The organism is Aestuariispira ectoiniformans (genome assembly GCF_025136295.1).
Classification (GTDB): Bacteria; Pseudomonadota; Alphaproteobacteria; order UBA8366; family Aestuariispiraceae; genus Aestuariispira_A; species Aestuariispira_A ectoiniformans.
In genome coordinates this window covers 2,178,389-2,194,557 of sequence record NZ_CP062788.1, presented here as the reverse complement: position 1 = coordinate 2,194,557, position 16,169 = coordinate 2,178,389, and the positions used below count along the sequence as shown (strand labels likewise).

The 16,169-nt window shown below is 55.6% G+C and carries 16 protein-coding genes, 1 tRNA gene and 1 riboswitch; of the genes, 7 read left to right on the top strand and 10 right to left on the bottom strand.

Features of this window, described 5'->3' with window-relative positions:
- Window positions 1-33: 33 nt before the first annotated feature.
- The 4 genes from IF205_RS10470 to IF205_RS10455 all read right to left on the bottom strand — a co-directional run bounded on the left by IF205_RS10470 (window position 34) and on the right by IF205_RS10455 (window position 2,159).
- Window positions 34-510 carry a PaaI family thioesterase gene (locus IF205_RS10470; protein WP_259779320.1) on the bottom strand — a complete coding sequence of 159 codons (477 nt, stop codon included), beginning with the start codon at window positions 508-510 and terminating at the stop codon, window positions 34-36.
- Complete coding sequence (locus tag IF205_RS10465; protein ID WP_259779319.1) at window positions 507-935, bottom strand: acyl-CoA thioesterase; 429 nt, start codon at window positions 933-935, stop codon at window positions 507-509. Before IF205_RS10465 ends, IF205_RS10470 begins: the two co-directional genes overlap by 4 nt.
- The gene (locus IF205_RS10460; protein WP_311195684.1) at window positions 920-1,330 is read right to left on the bottom strand and encodes a MerR family transcriptional regulator; all 411 of its coding nucleotides are present in this window, start codon (window positions 1,328-1,330) and stop codon (window positions 920-922) included. The genes IF205_RS10465 and IF205_RS10460 overlap by 16 nt, the downstream gene beginning before the upstream one ends.
- Before the next feature lie 88 nt (window positions 1,331-1,418).
- Window positions 1,419-2,159 (bottom strand): DUF4336 domain-containing protein, encoded by a 741-nt coding sequence (locus IF205_RS10455; RefSeq protein WP_259779317.1) that lies wholly within the window; start codon window positions 2,157-2,159, stop codon window positions 1,419-1,421.
- A gap of 188 nt (window positions 2,160-2,347) precedes the next feature.
- On the opposite strand from IF205_RS10455, the gene IF205_RS10450 reads away from it, so the two are divergent.
- A complete protein-coding gene (locus IF205_RS10450; protein WP_259779316.1) occupies window positions 2,348-3,265 on the top strand; it encodes a DMT family transporter in 918 nt (305 codons plus the stop codon).
- A 6-nt stretch (window positions 3,266-3,271) separates the two neighbouring features.
- Here IF205_RS10450 and IF205_RS10445 read toward each other — a convergent pair whose 3' ends face one another.
- Genes IF205_RS10445 through IF205_RS10435 form a run of 3 tightly spaced genes read right to left on the bottom strand, consistent with a single transcriptional unit; the run spans window position 3,272 to window position 7,695 of the window.
- A complete protein-coding gene (locus IF205_RS10445) occupies window positions 3,272-3,919 on the bottom strand; it encodes a hypothetical protein (protein ID WP_259779315.1) in 648 nt (215 codons plus the stop codon).
- Between the two features lie 53 nt (window positions 3,920-3,972).
- Window positions 3,973-5,382: a magnesium transporter gene (gene mgtE / locus IF205_RS10440; RefSeq protein WP_259779314.1), complete on the bottom strand. Its 1,410-nt coding sequence runs from the start codon at window positions 5,380-5,382 to the stop codon at window positions 3,973-3,975.
- Between the two features lie 21 nt (window positions 5,383-5,403).
- Window positions 5,404-7,695, bottom strand: coding sequence for an NADP-dependent malic enzyme (locus IF205_RS10435; protein WP_259779313.1), 2,292 nt, complete (start codon window positions 7,693-7,695; stop codon window positions 5,404-5,406).
- A gap of 321 nt (window positions 7,696-8,016) precedes the next feature.
- Between IF205_RS10435 and IF205_RS10430 the strand changes: the two genes are divergently transcribed.
- Window positions 8,017-8,850, top strand: a complete 834-nt coding sequence (locus IF205_RS10430) for a transporter substrate-binding domain-containing protein (RefSeq protein ID WP_259779312.1) — start codon at window positions 8,017-8,019, stop codon at window positions 8,848-8,850.
- Window positions 8,851-9,067: 217 nt separating this feature from the next.
- Here IF205_RS10430 and IF205_RS10425 read toward each other — a convergent pair whose 3' ends face one another.
- The 3 genes from IF205_RS10425 to IF205_RS10415 form a co-directional block, all read right to left on the bottom strand.
- Window positions 9,068-9,835, bottom strand: a complete 768-nt coding sequence (locus IF205_RS10425; protein WP_259779311.1) for a hypothetical protein — start codon at window positions 9,833-9,835, stop codon at window positions 9,068-9,070.
- Window positions 9,836-9,969: 134 nt separating this feature from the next.
- A protein-coding gene (locus IF205_RS10420) for an IS5 family transposase (protein ID WP_259779310.1) occupies window positions 9,970-10,745 on the bottom strand; the annotation gives its coding sequence in 2 pieces (ribosomal slippage) (window positions 9,970-10,410 and window positions 10,413-10,745; 774 coding nt in all).
- A gap of 518 nt (window positions 10,746-11,263) precedes the next feature.
- A tRNA-Leu gene (locus IF205_RS10415) sits at window positions 11,264-11,350 on the bottom strand.
- Window positions 11,351-11,452: 102 nt separating this feature from the next.
- On the opposite strand from IF205_RS10415, the gene lipB reads away from it, so the two are divergent.
- From lipB to IF205_RS10390, 5 genes are all read left to right on the top strand, one after another.
- Window positions 11,453-12,112, top strand: a complete 660-nt coding sequence (gene lipB / locus IF205_RS10410) for a lipoyl(octanoyl) transferase LipB (RefSeq protein WP_259783263.1) — start codon at window positions 11,453-11,455, stop codon at window positions 12,110-12,112.
- A 15-nt stretch (window positions 12,113-12,127) separates the two neighbouring features.
- Window positions 12,128-12,229: riboswitch (TPP riboswitch) on the top strand.
- A 63-nt stretch (window positions 12,230-12,292) separates the two neighbouring features.
- Window positions 12,293-13,300, top strand: a complete 1,008-nt coding sequence (gene thiB, locus IF205_RS10405; protein WP_259779309.1) for a thiamine ABC transporter substrate binding subunit — start codon at window positions 12,293-12,295, stop codon at window positions 13,298-13,300.
- Window positions 13,301-13,352: 52 nt separating this feature from the next.
- Window positions 13,353-14,927, top strand: a complete 1,575-nt coding sequence (thiP, locus tag IF205_RS10400) for a thiamine/thiamine pyrophosphate ABC transporter permease (RefSeq protein WP_259783221.1) — start codon at window positions 13,353-13,355, stop codon at window positions 14,925-14,927.
- The gene (gene thiQ, locus IF205_RS10395) at window positions 14,920-15,630 is read left to right on the top strand and encodes a thiamine ABC transporter ATP-binding protein (RefSeq protein ID WP_259783220.1); all 711 of its coding nucleotides are present in this window, start codon (window positions 14,920-14,922) and stop codon (window positions 15,628-15,630) included. The genes thiP and thiQ overlap by 8 nt, the downstream gene beginning before the upstream one ends.
- Before the next feature lie 55 nt (window positions 15,631-15,685).
- Entirely contained in the window at window positions 15,686-16,153 is a 468-nt protein-coding gene (locus IF205_RS10390; RefSeq protein ID WP_259783219.1) for a MarR family winged helix-turn-helix transcriptional regulator, read from the top strand.
- Window positions 16,154-16,169: the final 16 nt, after the last annotated feature.

Genomic DNA, 16,169 nt, shown 5'->3' with positions numbered 1-16,169 from the left:
CTCACTCCCGTGGCATCATCGTTGATTATTCTGTTATCCGGTCTTCGGCTGGTGGCGGTCCGGCGTATCTTCCTGCCCCTCCAGCGTCATCAGGGTACAAAGCGCCGTGGCGCAGAGCTTTTCCCGCCCTTCTTTCACGGCAAAAACCTCAGCCCGGCATACTGTCAGTGTACGGCCCGGGCGCAATACGCGGCCTCGGGTAATCAGGGCATCTCCGTCTCCCGGAGCGACAATATTCATCTTATATTCGACTGTAAGAAGCGTATCTTCCGGCGCCATCAGGGAAAAAGCCGCATAGCCCCCTGCATTATCGGCCAGGGTTCCGATGACGCCACCGTGGAAATAACCGTGCTGCTGGCAAAGCCCATCGTGATAAGGCAGGCGAATATCAACGCCGCCCGGCAAGACGTCCAACAGTTCCGCCCCGATCGTCGTCATGAAACTCTGACGGGCGAAGCTTTCCCGGACTCGCTCGATGTAATTCGGATTGCGGACCTGGAAGTCACTCATACCTCTGCACCTTCCGACAAAGCCACTTCAAGCTTTTGATGGACCTCGGCAGGGAACTCCCGCGCCTTGCGCAAGCCGGTATCCAGGCAAGCCGCCGTATTAATGATTTTCGCGCAGGTTTCACCCGAATCCACATGAACCATGCGATGTGCGAAACGCATGACCTTTGGCCGAACTTCCACCAGATGGGAATAGACCTCGATCTGATCGCCGGCGTGCAGCTCACGCAGATAGTTCACCGTCTGCTCCAGGGCCGCCATGCCAATATTGTTATGTTCAAAGAAATCGCGTTTCAGGCCGAAAAGCCCGAGGAAAGCCCAGGTCGCCTCATCAAAGCGGCCCGTATACCACATCACATTCATGTGCCCCATGTGGTCGCAATGCCACGGATAGACGGTTCCTTTGAAGGTCAGGACCTCTCGCATAGCGGGCCTCCATCCTCTGCCCCTTCGTCAATTTGGCGCAGGCGTTCCCGGACCTTGTCCCTGACCTCGTCCAGTTCATCGATCGTATCCTCGATATCGCGGCGCTTCAGTTCCAGGTCGTCACGGCGTTCCTTGATTTTGGCAAGGAAGTGGTTCAACTGACCCAATTCGCCGCGTTCGGCATCATACATGTCGATGATTTCGCGTATTTCGGCCAGCGAGAACCCAAGCCGTTTACCGCGCAGAATAAGCTTCAGCCGCGTCCGGTCGCGCGTGGAGAAAATGCGTTGCTGGCCACGCCGCAGCGGCGTAATCAACCCCTGATCCTCGTAAAAGCGAATGGTCCGGGTTGTAACGCCGAATTCCGTTGCCAAATCGCGGATGGAAAATTCCACGCTGCTCTCCACTGTTCTTATTCAATGGAAAGCAGCTTAATTTACCTTTACGTAAACGTAAAGTATTTTTGCACGACAGATGCCCGGGCTATTTCAACAGCCAGCCAAAGGCGCGTTTCAGTTCCCGGGTTCCATCTTTTTCATACCAGCGGCCATGCGCGATAATCACACGTTCCGGCCCCCAGGCGATCATTTTCTCAACGGCCTGCTTCGTCGTCCTTTTATGCTTATAGCTAAAGGTTTGCCGCAGATCACGCGGCGTAGATCCATTCGGGTCAACAACACCGCCGCATTTCATCGCAATCTTCATCAAGGTGCCGCCTTCACGGTCCTCTTCAAAGTTTTCGATCAGGTCGGTCAGCACAAGGGTACGGCTGGGGTTATGAAATATCTCCAGTTCCGTCATGTATGAGCCGGGAACCAGCACATAACGCATTTCATCACCCCAGTCCGGCGCGCCATCCTCACCAAAAACATGGTCAATTGCCACGTCGGGAACATTCTCCCGAACGTCCGGTGCCGCCCAGACCTGCGCCTCCGGATAAGCCTCTTTCCAGGAATTCAGATAAACATAGTGGATACGGTTCGGCGACAACAGAAAGGCGACCTTGCCCAATGCATCAACGCTGGCCTTTAAATCCGCTGTCAGCAAAGTCGGCGAATGCACAACCAATCGCCCGTCTGACAGGCGGATAATTGTCATCCGGGTCGGAAAAGGGATGGAAAGAACCTTCATATAGCTCATTTCGACAATCGGCCCGTCGACGAGCCAGATATTGTCGGTGATTGGCTTCAGGCAGTTCAGCGGTTCATAAGGCTGATATGACATGGTCCCCTCGTCACAAATTTCCTTGCAAAACCATACATGAATACCGCCCCAGTGAAAGGGCCAATTTCATTATCCGAACAGTGCCATCATACTGGCCCGGCACAAGATATATTCTAAAGACTTTAGTTTATCTGCCTTTTGATTGAGCATAAGCTCTATGTGAATTTTTTGAGTAGGGGGAATAGAGTGTGTCCATCAACAGCCGGTCCGGGAAAGATACGGAAGCCATGTCGGCAGAGCTTCCGCACAAGCTTCTGCCACCGCTGCTTCTGTTGGCCGTCGGATCGCTGAATGCGGCGATCATCTCGCTCAGCAAGCTTGCGATCAGCAACGGCGTCCCTCCCCTGGCCAACGCCTTCTGGACGTCCTGCGGGGCGGGCCTTGCCCTGCTCCTGATCGCCCTTCGCAAAGCCCCTTCCAATCTTGGCACGAAAATCCGTTACGGCCTGCTGGCCGGGTCAGTCAGCGTGGCATTGCCCACCGCACTTGTCGCCCTTGTCATCAGCCATATAGGATCGGGCATGACGTCGGTCGTCTATGCCTTTCCACCACTGCTGACCTATCTGTTATCCCTGCCGATGGGACTGGACCGGCCCTCCTTCCGGCGCTTTGCAGGCATCATGATCGGACTGGCAGGTGCCCTCATCATCGTATTCCCCCCGGACGGCGGCAGCGTCAATCTATGGATGGCTCTGGCAATGCTGATCCCGGTATCGCTTGCATGGGGCAATATCTATCGGACAACCGCCTGGCCGCAGGGCGGCCGCCCCGGTGAGCTGGCGGCGATGGTGCAACTCGGCGCAGCCTCCCTGCTCATCCTTCCGATGTTTTTTGCCGGACAGGTTTATCTGCCCTTTGCCGATAGCGACATCGCCTCCTATGCGCTCCTGGCGCAGATGGCAGTGACGACGGTGATGTATGTCCTGTTCTTCATGCTGCAAAAGGTCGGCGGGCCGGTTTATCTCAGCCAGATCGGTTACGTCATCGTTGCCACGGGCCTTATGATCGGCTGGGCAGTCTTTGGAGAGAATTATTCAGCAAGTGTCTTTGCCGCCCTCGGCCTGATTGCCGCGGGTCTATATCTGGCAAACAAACGCAAGGCCTAGCGGCCCCTATTGCTCACCCAGCAAGGCGACCAGATTCGTCGGGGCCACCAGCCCACCGGACAAAAACCCGGTACTGTCCCTTTTGCTGCCATCGGAATAAAGCCCCATGGCCCAATACATATTTTGCTCCGTCTGCAAGAGATTGAGCTGGTCCAGCACATTGCGGGTACCGTCAATCGCCGCAGAGGATGCATTGTTTTCCTGCAAGTGTAAAAGCTGGCTCTGATATTCATTCAACCAGTTGTAAGTCCGGGACGTGGCCGTTCCTTGTGACAGCCCACCCTGTAAAAGGGCAAGAGGCGAGGAAAGAAATGCCATGTCACCGGCAAAACTCAACCGGTCGAAGTCAAACCCCAGAAGGGCTCCTCCCTGCCCTTCCAGCTTGCCTGAATTCACAAGGTCCTGCGCCAGGGCAATCACATCGGCCGCAGACATGTTGGTCAGGTCGAAGCCGTCCTCCACGCCGTCAATCGCCGAAACCGGCTGGCTTAAGGTATTGCCCGGCAAGCCATAACGCCCCCAGAAGGCATCATAGAAACTGTCCCGTCCCCGGGCACGCACCAGGTCGGCACGCTCCGGCTCCACAGCCAGTTTACGACGCATCACTTCCAACTGCGTGGCAGAGCGCATGACATCGACATTGCTTCGTTCCATAGGCATCGTCCTTTCCAGAAGAAACCTATGCAAGCCGCTTGCCAGTTACAGCCTTACAGCAGAACCCATGCGGCAAGGCCAAGAAAAGCAAAGAAGCCGATCACGTCGGTAATCGTTGTCAGAAACACACTGGAGGAAATTGCCGGGTCTTGCCCCAGTTTTTCCAGACCGAGCGGAATGAGCGTTCCCGCAAGCCCCGCCACCAATAAGTTGATGATCATGGCAGACGCGATAACCGCCCCCAGGGCCGGGTCGGAGAACCACCCCCAGGCGATCAAGCCCATCAGAATTGCAAACAGGAAGCCATTCAAACCACCGACGATGATTTCCTTGCCAACAATACGAAGGGCGTTCGACGGGGTAAGTTCATTGGTCGCCAGCGCGCGCACGGCAACGGTGAGCGTCTGCGTACCCGCATTCCCCCCCATGGACGCCACAATCGGCATCAAAATCGCCAGCGCAACAACCTTTTCCAGGGTCGCGGCAAAAAGCGCGATGACCAGGCTCGCAATAATCGCGGTGCCAAGGTTCACCAGAAGCCAGGAAAAGCGCATACGGGTGGTTTCAAGGATGTCTGAATAAAAGTCATCCTCCTTCACACCACCCATCTTGAGGATGTCTTCCTCATATTCCTCGTCAAGAACGTCGACGATATCATCAACCGTGATAACCCCGACCAGTCGACCACCCTCTTCCTCGTCAACAACCGGTGCCTCCACTAGTCCATACTGGCGGAACAGAAAGGCCGCATCCTCCTGGTCCATGGTCGCGGGAATGATCTTCATATCCTCTGCCATGATATTGCTGACGGCGGCGTCACGGCCCGTCCGCAACAGTTTGGACAATTTCACCAAACCGACCGGCTTGTGAGAGGGGTCCACGATCACGAGGTTATAGAAATCATCCGGCAGTTCGATACGCTCATCACGCATGTAGTCGATGGTCTGGCCGACGGTCCAGAAATTGGGGACCGTGACCACCTCGCGCTGCATGAGACGCCCGGCACTCTCCTCCGGATAGGAAAGGCTTTTCTCATAGATCGCACGGTCGTCAGCCGGGATGGCATCCAGAAGCTCTTTCTGGTCCGCCTCATCCAGGTCCTCGATGATGTCGATTGCATCGTCCGACGCCAGCCCGGTTACGATTTCCGCAAGCTGCTCGGTTTCCAGATCATCGACGATATCTTCACGAATGGAATAGTCGAGATAGGCCCAGACCTCTGAATCGAGGTCATCGCCCAGCACCGCAATCAGACGTTCACGGTTTCCCGCGCTTAGCTGTTCGAGCAAATCCGCGATATCCGCCGAGTGAAGCGGTTCGAGGATAGCCTTTATCTGCTCAGGCGCAGCCTCTTGGTCGAGCGCGTCAACAACGCGGTCGACAAGGTCTTCCGTTACGCCATAGAGTTCCTCAAAGGCGTCAGATTCGACCTCTTCCTGGGGGATTTTTTCCGGTTCCGCCACAACTGTCGCCCCCCTGGTTCATTACTTCATACCTTTTACTTTGGCATTACGTTCATGCGTCTGCGCATCGACCACTGCAATCGCCGTCATATTGACGATACCACGTGCGGTCAAGGAGGGCGTCAGTACATGTGCCGGCAGCGCCGACCCAACGAGGATCGGACCGACCGACAGGCCATCACCCAGCATCTTAACCATATTATATGAAATATTTGCGGCATCCAGGCTGGGCATGACCATGAGATTGGCGTCCCCTTCCAGCCTTGCACCCGGTAGCAACGTATCGCGCAGTTCCGCATTCAAGGCCGTGTCGGCGTGCATTTCGCCGTCCACCTCCATGTCCGGATACTCGCGCTGCAGAATCTCGACTGCCTTGCGAACCTTGATGGCGCTTTCATGGGTGGAAGAGCCGAAGTTCGAATGGGACAGAAGCGCCACTTTCGGCTTGATGCCGAACCGCTGAACCTCGTCGGCGGCAAGCACCGCCATCTCTGCAAGTTCCTCGGATGTGGGATCTTTTGAGACATGAGTATCGGTCATGAAAACAACGCCTTTGCTGAGAACCAGCATATTGATCGTCGACATATCGCGAACGCCATCGCGGGTTCCGATGATCTCTTTCACATGGCGCAGATGTTTCGAGAACAGGCCGGTCGTTCCGCAGATGAGGGCATCTGCCTCACCACGGCTCAACATGATCGCACCAATTACCGTCGTACGCGTACGAACAACTACTTTCGCATACTCGATGGAAACGCCGCTACGGCCCATCATCTCGTGATAGATCGTCCAGTATTCACGGAAGCGAGGGTCGTTTTCCGGATCACAAAGTTCGAAGTCGCGATCGATCTTGAGACGCAGCCCCAACTTCTCGATACGGTCCAGAACCACCGCACGGCGACCGATCAGGATGGGGCGGGCAATGCCGTCGTCCACAACAACCTGCACGGCGCGCAGGACACGTTCTTCCTCGCCTTCGGCATAGACAACGCGTTTCGGGTTTTCGATGGCCTTGTCGAAAATCGGCTTCATCACCGTACCGGAGCGATAGACAAAACCAGTCAACTGCTGGCGATATTTGTCGAAATCCTCGATCGGGCGGGTCGCAACACCACTATCCATCGCGGCCTTCGCTACGGCGGGTGCCACTTCCAGGATCAGGCGCGGATCAAACGGTTTGGGAATCAGGTTGTCACGGCCAAAGCCGCGCACTTCACCATAGGCATTGGCCACAACATCGGATACTTCCTTGCGCGCCAGGGCCGCAATCGCCTTCACACAGGCGACCTTCATCGCCTCGTTGATTTCCGTCGCCCCGACATCCAGCGCACCACGGAAAATAAAGGGGAAGCACAGGACGTTATTCACCTGGTTGGGATAGTCCGACCGGCCTGTCGCCATGATCACGTCCGGGCGAACCGCCAGCGCCTCTTCCGGCAGGATTTCCGGGGTCGGGTTGGCCAGCGCCAGGATCAGCGGGTTTTCCGCCATGCCCTCAACCATTTCCGGTTTCAGAACTTTCGGCGCGGAAAGGCCCATGAAGACATCCGCCCCGGCAATCACATCGGCCAACGTCCTGGCATCGGTATCCTGCGCGTAGAACTCCTTATAGGGGTCCATCTGTTCGCGGCCCTTATAGACCACGCCGTCGATATCGCAGACGGTGATATTCTCACGGCGTGCGCCCATGCTGACCAGCATATTCAGACAGGCCAGCGCGGCGGCGCCCGCGCCGGAACAGACGATTTTCACGTCTTCGAATTTCTTGGCAACGATTTCCAGACCGTTGTAGATGGCCGCCGCGACAATAATTGCAGTGCCATGCTGGTCGTCATGGAAGACGGGAATATTCATCCTCTCCCGCAACCGTTTTTCGATCTCGAAACATTCAGGTGCTTTGATATCTTCCAGGTTGATGCCACCAAAGGTGGGCTCGAGGGCCTCTACAACATTGCAGAATTTGTCGACATCGGTCTCGTCGACTTCAATGTCAAAGACATCAATCCCGGCGAATTTCTTGAACAGGACGGCCTTGCCTTCCATGACAGGCTTGGATGCCAGCGGCCCGATCGGCCCCAGCCCCAGAACAGCCGTGCCGTTGGAAATCACGCCAATCAGGTTCCCACGCGCGGTCACGGAGGCGGCTTCCTGCGGGTCGTCGACGATCAGGTTGCATGCGGCGGCAACGCCCGGGGAATAGGCCAGGCTCAGGTCACGCTGGTTCGCCAGCGGCTTTGTCGCCTGAACGCTCAGCTTCCCGGCGGGATGCATACGGTGATAGTAAAGCGCCTCTTTTTGAAGATCGTCCGCCATAGACCCCTCTTATTTTTGTCCGCTGACCCATGCGGTAAGGAAGTTACCGCCGCGCGACGGTTTCTGTCGCACATCGACCGCTACAATAAGCATTTTCCCAAAAAGAGAAAGCCTGTGATAAAGATCGAAAAGTTAACTATATATTTTCCTCTGTCGCCGACTATGATCCGGCAGAATTAGTATGGTCGACAAAAATCGGTGGATTTCGCCTTGCAGGGAAAATCAAACTGGCACTTTCGTTTAATTTCACGCTCCAGAAGTTTTTTTGCGATACCAGTCGTCGCCGCCATCCTTTGCATCAGCAGCACCGCAGACGCGGATATGGCCGTAAAACTGCCGAAACCAAAATCGGAAACCGATCTTCGATATGTCTATGACCGGGAGTTGCTGGACATGGCGCTCCGCGAAACGGAGCAGCAATACGGTCCCTATCATATCAGCTATGCGTCCTCCGCCATGTCCCATAAACGCACCAGGGTGGAAATCGGACGGGGCCGCCTGATCAATGTCGTTCGGTCACCGACCAACGCCGATCTGGAGGTCAGCACCATTCCTGTTCGCATCCCCATATTCATGGGGCTTTTGGGGTACCGTGTCGCCCTTATCCGCGCCGAAGATCAGGCGCGCTTCAACAAAATCCTTTCCCTGCAGGACCTGGCGGCGTTACGTGCCGGACAGGGGGCCGGTTGGGTCGATATCCCGATTCTTCAAAAGAACGGCCTCTCCGTTGTGAAGGGGGCTAATTACGACAGTCTGTTCGGCATGCTGAGTGCCGGTCGATTCGACTATTTCCCGCGAGGCGTCAATGAAATCCTTACCGAACTGGAAACCCACCGGGATCAATATCCGTCGCTGAGCGCGGAAAAGACATTACTTCTCCACTACCCCTTCCCGGTCTATTTCTTCGTCTCGAAGAAACAGCCGAATCTGGCAAAAAGGCTCTATCAGGGGCTTAGTATCCTGGCCGAGCGTGGTGACCTGGAACGCCTGCTCTACCGTTACTTCGGACAGCAGATCAAAAAACTGAATCTGGCCAAGCGCCGCGTGTTTTATCTCAAAAACCCGGATTTACCCAGCCAGACGCCACTGGCCGCGCGCCACCTCTGGTTCAATCCTCTTGATGCACGCGCAAAGGAAAACCCCGCTCAGGGCTGACCTGAAACGGGGTTTTATGGTGCGGTCGAGAAGACTCGAACTTCCACGGTATTTCTACCACAGCGACCTCAACGCTGCGCACAAACATTTCACTTACTTCACGAAGCTCTCATTCACGTGGCCTCAGACCACTAGTAATGAGTTTACAATCTTCATAACAACAAACACTTAGTCGATATAAAATGATAGCAACGAAGCATCCTGAAATATTTCGTAATTAAAGAAAGCTCGAATAGTCAGGGAAAATACTCAAGTCGGGTTCAGGATAAACATACTTTAGGTTGGTTTCTTTCACCAAAGATAAAACAAGACTCGATAAAACATCCCTGCCGATATGAACATGACGATGAAGTTCGTCATTTGCATCATACTTTATCTTTTGATGAACGTGTGGCCACGCAATATCAAATGGGAAACCACGACACACTAACAAAATGGGAAATATAAACGACATATAAATCGAAATCGTACTGACCGACGCATCAGAACGTTCACCAAACATGCTCGGCCATTCTTTTTCGCTATACTTAGATTTTAGTGGAATTGCAGTAAAAAAACCACCAGCCATAGTTGGGTGACTAAGTCCGGCAAGTAAGGCCATTGACCGGTGCCCCCAATTTGCAAACCACTGAACCGTTGCCTGTTCCTCACCTACAAAAAATTCATCCCAATTTTTTCTAATTTTGTAACGCACTTTCCCCCTAGCCAAATGTTTTTTCCAAAACTTCCCAGACTTTCCTGGCTCTTCTAAGATGGCAAATTCAGAAGCTAAATCGGGGTTATCTATTATTGCTACCAAAGCCTCCATGTATTCGGCAGTAGACCTCAAAAGAATCTTTGCCTGAACGTCGAAACCCGACAAAATAAGCCCTCTTAAAGCAAAGGAGTCTGCGACAATTTTTGTTAATATTAGAATGGTAGACACTTGAAAATCGGAAGCACGTTTGTGTGTATCTGAAAGTGAACTTTGTGTAACTGCAGTCAAACTAACAAGCCAACTAATGAATTCATCTAGTGTGGCTACCCAAAAATCAAGAAAATGGGACGAATCATTATTATTTATATTGATATTCTGCTCTACTACTTCGGTAATTGGTAGTCCAACCCGGTCATTTCCAGCTAGGCCGCAGACTCATAACTTCTGATCCAGATGCGGCATGAAGCGAGCTTGACGGCAGCCAGGAAATTCTCTGGGTTACGGTCGTATCGCGTGGCGATGCCCCGGAATTGCTTGAGCTTGTTGAAGAAGCGCTCGACGAGGTTGCGCTGGCGATAGACCCAGCTTGAGAAGGCGAAGGTCTTTTTGCGGTTCCGTTTTGGCGGAATATTGGCCCAGGCCTTGCGCGCGTCGGCAAGGGCGCGGATGGCGTCACTGTCATAGGCCCGGTCGGCCAGCAGGATGGCCCCCTCCTTCAAGTCTTTGAGCAGGCCCTCCGCTGATCGGCCGTCATGAGCTTGCCCCGGCGTGAGGGCCAGTTTCACCGGCCGACCTTCAGCGTCGACAAGGGCATGGATCTTGGTCGTCAGTCCACCCCGGGAACGGCCCATGCAGCCATCGTCAGATCCCCCTTTTTACCGGTCGCACCATGCTGATGGACCCGGACGCAACTACTGTCGATCATGACGATGTCGCTGTCGTAAGCCGCTGAGATTGCCTCCAAAAGCCGATCCCATACCCCGGCCTTGCGCCAGCGGACGAAGCGATTGTAGCAGGTCGTATGGGGGCCGTAACGCTCCGGTATCTCCGCCCAAGGCGTGCCTGCCCGGAACCGCCACAGAATGCCGTTCAGCACCCGCCGGTCATCGACACGTGGTACCCCGCGCGGCTTGTTCGGCAGCAAAGGTGCGATAATCGACCATTCGAAATCTGTCAGTTCGTAGCGGCGGCGGCTCATGAAAACTCCCTCGTTCGGCAACAAGAGACATGAATCACATCAAGACCGAAAGGGGAATCCTGTTTATGAGTTTACGGCCTAGTTCATACCCCCTATCGGCCCACTGTTTTCGAAGGAACTTGTCCAAATCAAACTTGGTGATTTTTCGATCCGTATTACTCCCATCTTTCATAGAGAAATTCTCCACATTTTTTTTCTACACATTCACCAATAAGCACACACAGTAATTCGCTTCCTCACCCGTGAAACGTACAGAGCCGCAACCAAGCTTAACTTTTTTCAGCACCGTTCGTAATCTACTTTCAAGACGCTATCTGTTTTCGAATACTCGATGTCATCCACCCTTTAGACTTGGGAAGTTTGGAACACTGCAACCTTAGGCGAACCCAGCATACAGTTTCTATCGGATCAATTGGCTCCATAATGCAGGACGGCCTGGTACATTGAGGAGAAGCTGGATCAGTATGACGAAACAAAAAAGAAAACCCCGCTCAGGGCTGACCTGAAACGGGGTTTTATGGTGCGGTCGAGAAGACTCGAACTTCCACGGTATTTCTACCACAGCGACCTCAACGCTGCGCGTCTACCAATTCCGCCACGACCGCATATTCTGTAGCTGGTAGACCCGAATTCCTCCGGGCGGATCGTCATGTAACAGAACGGGGCTGGCGGATCAAGCATAACTGTTGCATATATCGCCCATGATGATGACAAATTCTGAAATCGAGTGGAAAATCTCGGACGGCCTTGTCGATTATGAGGAGGCCATCGCCTTTATGGAGCAACGGGTTGCAGACATTCGCGCAGGCACGGCATGCGAATGTGTGTGGCTGTTGGAACATCCCCCGCTTTACACCGCCGGCACCAGCGCACGGCGCGAAGACCTGCTGCAGCCGGACCGCTTTCCCGTCTATGACGTGGGGCGCGGCGGGCAATATACCTATCACGGGCCGGGACAACGAATCGCCTATGTGATGCTGGACCTGAAACGGCGTAATCCGGATGTGCGCTGGTATGTGAATGCCCTTGAAGACTGGGTGATTCGCGCCCTGCAGGAATTCAATGTGACCGGTGAAAAGCGTGAGGGCCGGGTCGGCATATGGGTGCCGCGTGGCGGCGAACGGGAAGACAAGATCGCAGCCATCGGCGTGCGTCTGCGCAAATGGGTTACCTTTCACGGCATCGCCATCAATGTAGAGCCGGACCTCAGCCATTTCGGCGGCATCGTTCCCTGCGGGATCGGCGATGAGGCGCTAGGTGTCACCTCCCTGGTCGATCTGGGCCTGCCGGTCACCATGGAAGACCTGGATGTGGCTCTGATGCGGACCTTTGACGAGGCCTTCGATCCCTTGCAAAAAGCCGGTTAGACGCCTATCCTGCGCATGAACTCAACGGGGTGCCACATGACCGTGGCTGAGAGGAAAAACCAACCCGTCGAACCTGACCCGGGTAATGCCGGCGGAGGGATTGAGGAGCCGACCTTCCAGTAATTTTTACCAAGGCCGTCCGAAATCGCCCCCGCCCCTTTCGTTGAATGGAGCGAGGCCATGAAAACTTTCCTGAAATCCACCGCAGCCATCATTGGACTTGTCGCCGCCAGCGCCACCGCGCAGGCCGCCGACAATGTGCTGACGGTTTACACGTATGATTCCTTCACCGCCGATTGGGGCCCCGGCCCGGCAATTGAAAAAGCCTTCGAAGCGGAATGCAATTGCGACTTGCAATGGGTGGCTGTCGACGGTTCCGCCAGCCTGCTGAGCCGTCTGCAGTTGGAAGGTGACAGCAGCAAGGCCGATGTGGCGCTGGGCCTGGACATGAACCTGTTACAACAGGCCAAGGACACCGGCCTGTTCGCCAAACATGGCGCAGACCTGTCGGCTCTTACCCTGCCGATCGACTGGAAAGACGACAGCTTCGTTCCCTTCGACTATGGCTATTTCTCCTTTGTCTACGACAGCAAGAGCCTGGCGAATCCACCCAAAAGCCTGAAGGAACTGGTCGATGCTCCGGACGACCTGACCATCGTGGTCGAAGACCCGCGCACCTCCACGCCGGGCCTGGGCCTGCTGCTTTGGGTCAAGGAGGTTTACGGCGACAAGGCGGAAGAGGCCTGGGCCAAGCTTGCGCCGAAGATCGTGACCACCACCAAGGGCTGGACCGAGGCCTATGGCATGTTCTTGGAGGGCGAAGCGAAGATGGTTCTGAGCTATACCACCTCCCCTGCCTATCATATCGAAGCCGACAAGGAGGACCGTTACAAGGCGGCGGCCTTCGACGAAGGGCATTACATGCAGGTGGAGGTTGCGGCAAAACTGAAGAACAGCAGCAACCCGGAACTGGCGACGAAATTCCTGAATTTCATCATGCAGGACGGCTTCCAGGATACGATCCCGATGGGGAACTGGATGTATCCGGTGACAGCCCTGAAAGACGGTTTGCCCGCCAGTTTCGATACGCTGGTTCAGCCGAGCAAGAGCCTGCTGATTGACTCGAAAACAGTTGCCGACAACCGGCGCGACTGGACGCAGGAATGGCTGACCGCGCTCAGCCAGTAAGTAACCGGTGAAACCACAGCGAAAATCATCGGTGCTACGCGCCGGGGGGCCAATGCTTCCCGGCGCCGTTGCGTTTTTGCTGCTGGCGACCGTCGTCGGCGGCGCCCTGACCGCATTGATTATCACTGCACAGGGCGATGGTGCATCCCTGCTCCTCCAGGACCGCTACATCCACCGCGTCACGCTTTTCACGCTGTTCCAGGCCCTGCTGTCGACCCTGCTCAGCGCGCTTTTTGCAATTCCTGTGGCGCGCGCGTTCTATCGCCGCCGTTTCGTGGGAAGGGCCTTTCTCCTCCGCCTGTTCGGGCTCTGCCTCGTTGTCCCGACCATTGCTGCGATCCTCGGCATCATCCAGGTTCATGGGAAAAGCGGCTGGGTTCACAGGCTGTTGGACATGATCGGGGTCGATTCGGGGCACTACCTTTATGGCCTGACCGGCATCCTGATCGCGCATGTCTTCTTCAACATGCCGTTAATGGTCAGAGGCCTATTGAATGCCTTCAATGCCATTCCAGCGGAAAGCTGGCGGCTCGCCCGGCAGCTCGGCATGAGCGAATGGCAAGCCTTCCGCCTGATTGAATGGCCGGCCCTGCGTAACAGCCTGCCCGGGTTGGCCGGACTGGTGCTGATGCTGTGCTTCACCAGTTTTGCCGTCATCCTGACTTTGGGCGGCGGCCCGAAAGCCACGACGCTGGAAGTCGCCATTTACCAGTCCCTGCGTTTCGACTTCGACATCGCCCGCGCCGTGGCCCTCGCCTTCATCCAGATCGTAATCTGCGGCGGCACAGCGGCTCTTATGCTGCGCGTGGGGAAGCGGACCGATACGGAACTTACCCACGCCACCCGGTCTCAACCGCCCGCAAGCGGCAGCCTCCACAGCCGCCTTTTCGACGGGACCATGATCGCCGTGTCGCTTGTGCTGGTCCTGCCGCCGGGGATTGCCATCATTCTGGGTGGCCTGAACAGCAAACTTTCTGCGGTTCTCGTTGATCCGTCCTTTCATGTTGCGGTGCTCACCAGCCTCGCGGTTGCACTGCCTGCAGGGCTTTTGGCGCTTGCCACGGGTTTTGCAATTCTGGTCACCAGCCGCCATCTTGGACTTCGCCTCAAACATCGGAACCTCGGTGGTCTTCTGGAACATTCAGGTGCGCTGATCCTCGTCGTACCGCCTTACGTCCTTGCCACCGGCCTGTTTGTCGCCTTACGCAGCCACACGGACCTGTTCTCCATCGGCCCGGTGCTGGTCGTCCTGATCAACGCCCTGATGGCGTTACCCTTTGTGATCCGGGTCATCGGACCGACCTATCATCGCCTGGGTCAGGAACAAGAGCGCCTCTGCCGCAGCCTCGGCATGACCGGCTGGCTGCGCCTGCATCTGGTGGAATGGCCGGACTTGCGCAAGCCTGTTGCGCTGGCTCTCGCACTTGCCGTCACGCTATCGCTTGGCGATTTTGGCGTCATCGCCCTGTTCGGCAGCCAGGATTTCGCCACACTTCCCCTCTACATCTATCGCAATATGGGCAGTTACCGTATGGATCAGGCCGCTGTTGCGGCCCTTGCGTTGATTGCCCTGATCTTTGTTTTGTTCCAAGCCCTCGAACGTTTGATAGGAGGCCGTAATGCTTGAGGTCCGGCATCTTCGCTTCGACTATCATTCAAGCCCAATGGTCTATGACCTGACGGTTGCCTCTGGTAGTTGCACCGCCCTGATCGGGCCCAGCGGCGGCGGCAAGTCGACCCTGTTGAACCTCATCGCGGGGTTCGAGCAGCCGGTCGGCGGAGACATCATCTTCGATGGACTTTCCCTGCGCGACCTGCCGCCACAGGACAGGCCGGTCACCATGCTGTTTCAGGAACACAACCTGTTCCCCCATCTGACCGCCGCCCAGAATGCCGGTCTTGGACTTCATCCGGGATTGAAGCTGAGCAAAGCGCAGGAGCGTCAGGTAGAGGAAACCCTTGATCATGTCGGGTTGAACGGTCTGGGGGCACGACTGCCCGCGCAATTGTCAGGCGGACAGCGACAGCGTGTCGCGCTCGCGCGTTCTCTTGCGCGCAACAAACCGCTGCTGCTGCTGGACGAACCTTTCAGTGCGCTGGACCCCGGTCGCCGCAAAAAGATGCTGACCCTGGTGGACCAGCTTCGCCGGGATCGTGGCCTGACGGTTATTATGGCAAGCCACGCGCCGGAAGACGCTGCCATAATTGCGGACCAGATCGCCTATATCGAAGACGGAAAGATCATCCAGAGCGGACCGCCGGAGCAGATTCTGGGCAATCAGGCTTCTGAATCAATCCGTCACTATCTCGGCGACACGGTCGGTGATTGACCTTTTCCAGCAGACAACATAATTGTCAAAAAAATCCAACGATAAGAAGGTCTCCATGTCTGAATTCAGCCGCCGTCATACAACAGAAGGGGAAGCCCTGTTCGAAATGCTCAGCGAACTGGGCAGCAGTTTTTTCAAGCTTCGTGCTTCAGGCCGCACCGTTGACGCCATGAACGACTGGGGCTCCGGCCTTTGGGCCCTGATGTACAGCCTGCAGATCGACGGCCCGCAGACTGTACCGGCGCTGGCTCGCAAACGTCCGGTCGCCCGGCAGCGTATTCAGAAAATCGTGGACGAACTGGCGGAAAAGGGGCTGGTGGAATTCACCGACAACCCGAAACACAAACGGTCCAAACTGGTTCAACTGACCGGCAAGGGCCACAGCCTGACGCGCCAGCAAACGGAACAGATTCGCGACATGGCTGATATCCTAGGCGCAGGCATGAGCCATCCGGACATGGCTGCCGCCACCAACCTATTGAAAAGCCTGCAATCCCGCCTGGACAACATTCTGGACAATTGACAACCAAAACGCCAAA

What these genes read in the sequence shown, in the direction of transcription:
- lipB (WP_259783263.1), top strand. Translation starts at nt 11,453, where the DNA reads ATGACAAATTCTGAAATCGAGTGGAAAATCTCGGACGGCCTTGTCGAT.
- IF205_RS10465 (WP_259779319.1), bottom strand. Translation starts at nt 935, where the DNA reads ATGCGAGAGGTCCTGACCTTCAAAGGAACCGTCTATCCGTGGCATTGC.
- IF205_RS10445 (WP_259779315.1), bottom strand. Translation starts at nt 3,919, where the DNA reads ATGGAACGAAGCAATGTCGATGTCATGCGCTCTGCCACGCAGTTGGAA.
- IF205_RS10430 (WP_259779312.1), top strand. Translation starts at nt 8,017, where the DNA reads ATGGCCGTAAAACTGCCGAAACCAAAATCGGAAACCGATCTTCGATAT.
- thiP (WP_259783221.1), top strand. Translation starts at nt 13,353, where the DNA reads ATGCTTCCCGGCGCCGTTGCGTTTTTGCTGCTGGCGACCGTCGTCGGC.
- IF205_RS10470 (WP_259779320.1), bottom strand. Translation starts at nt 510, where the DNA reads ATGAGTGACTTCCAGGTCCGCAATCCGAATTACATCGAGCGAGTCCGG.
- IF205_RS10455 (WP_259779317.1), bottom strand. Translation starts at nt 2,159, where the DNA reads ATGTCATATCAGCCTTATGAACCGCTGAACTGCCTGAAGCCAATCACC.
- IF205_RS10435 (WP_259779313.1), bottom strand. Translation starts at nt 7,695, where the DNA reads ATGGCGGACGATCTTCAAAAAGAGGCGCTTTACTATCACCGTATGCAT.
- thiQ (WP_259783220.1), top strand. Translation starts at nt 14,920, where the DNA reads ATGCTTGAGGTCCGGCATCTTCGCTTCGACTATCATTCAAGCCCAATG.
- IF205_RS10390 (WP_259783219.1), top strand. Translation starts at nt 15,686, where the DNA reads ATGTCTGAATTCAGCCGCCGTCATACAACAGAAGGGGAAGCCCTGTTC.
- thiB (WP_259779309.1), top strand. Translation starts at nt 12,293, where the DNA reads ATGAAAACTTTCCTGAAATCCACCGCAGCCATCATTGGACTTGTCGCC.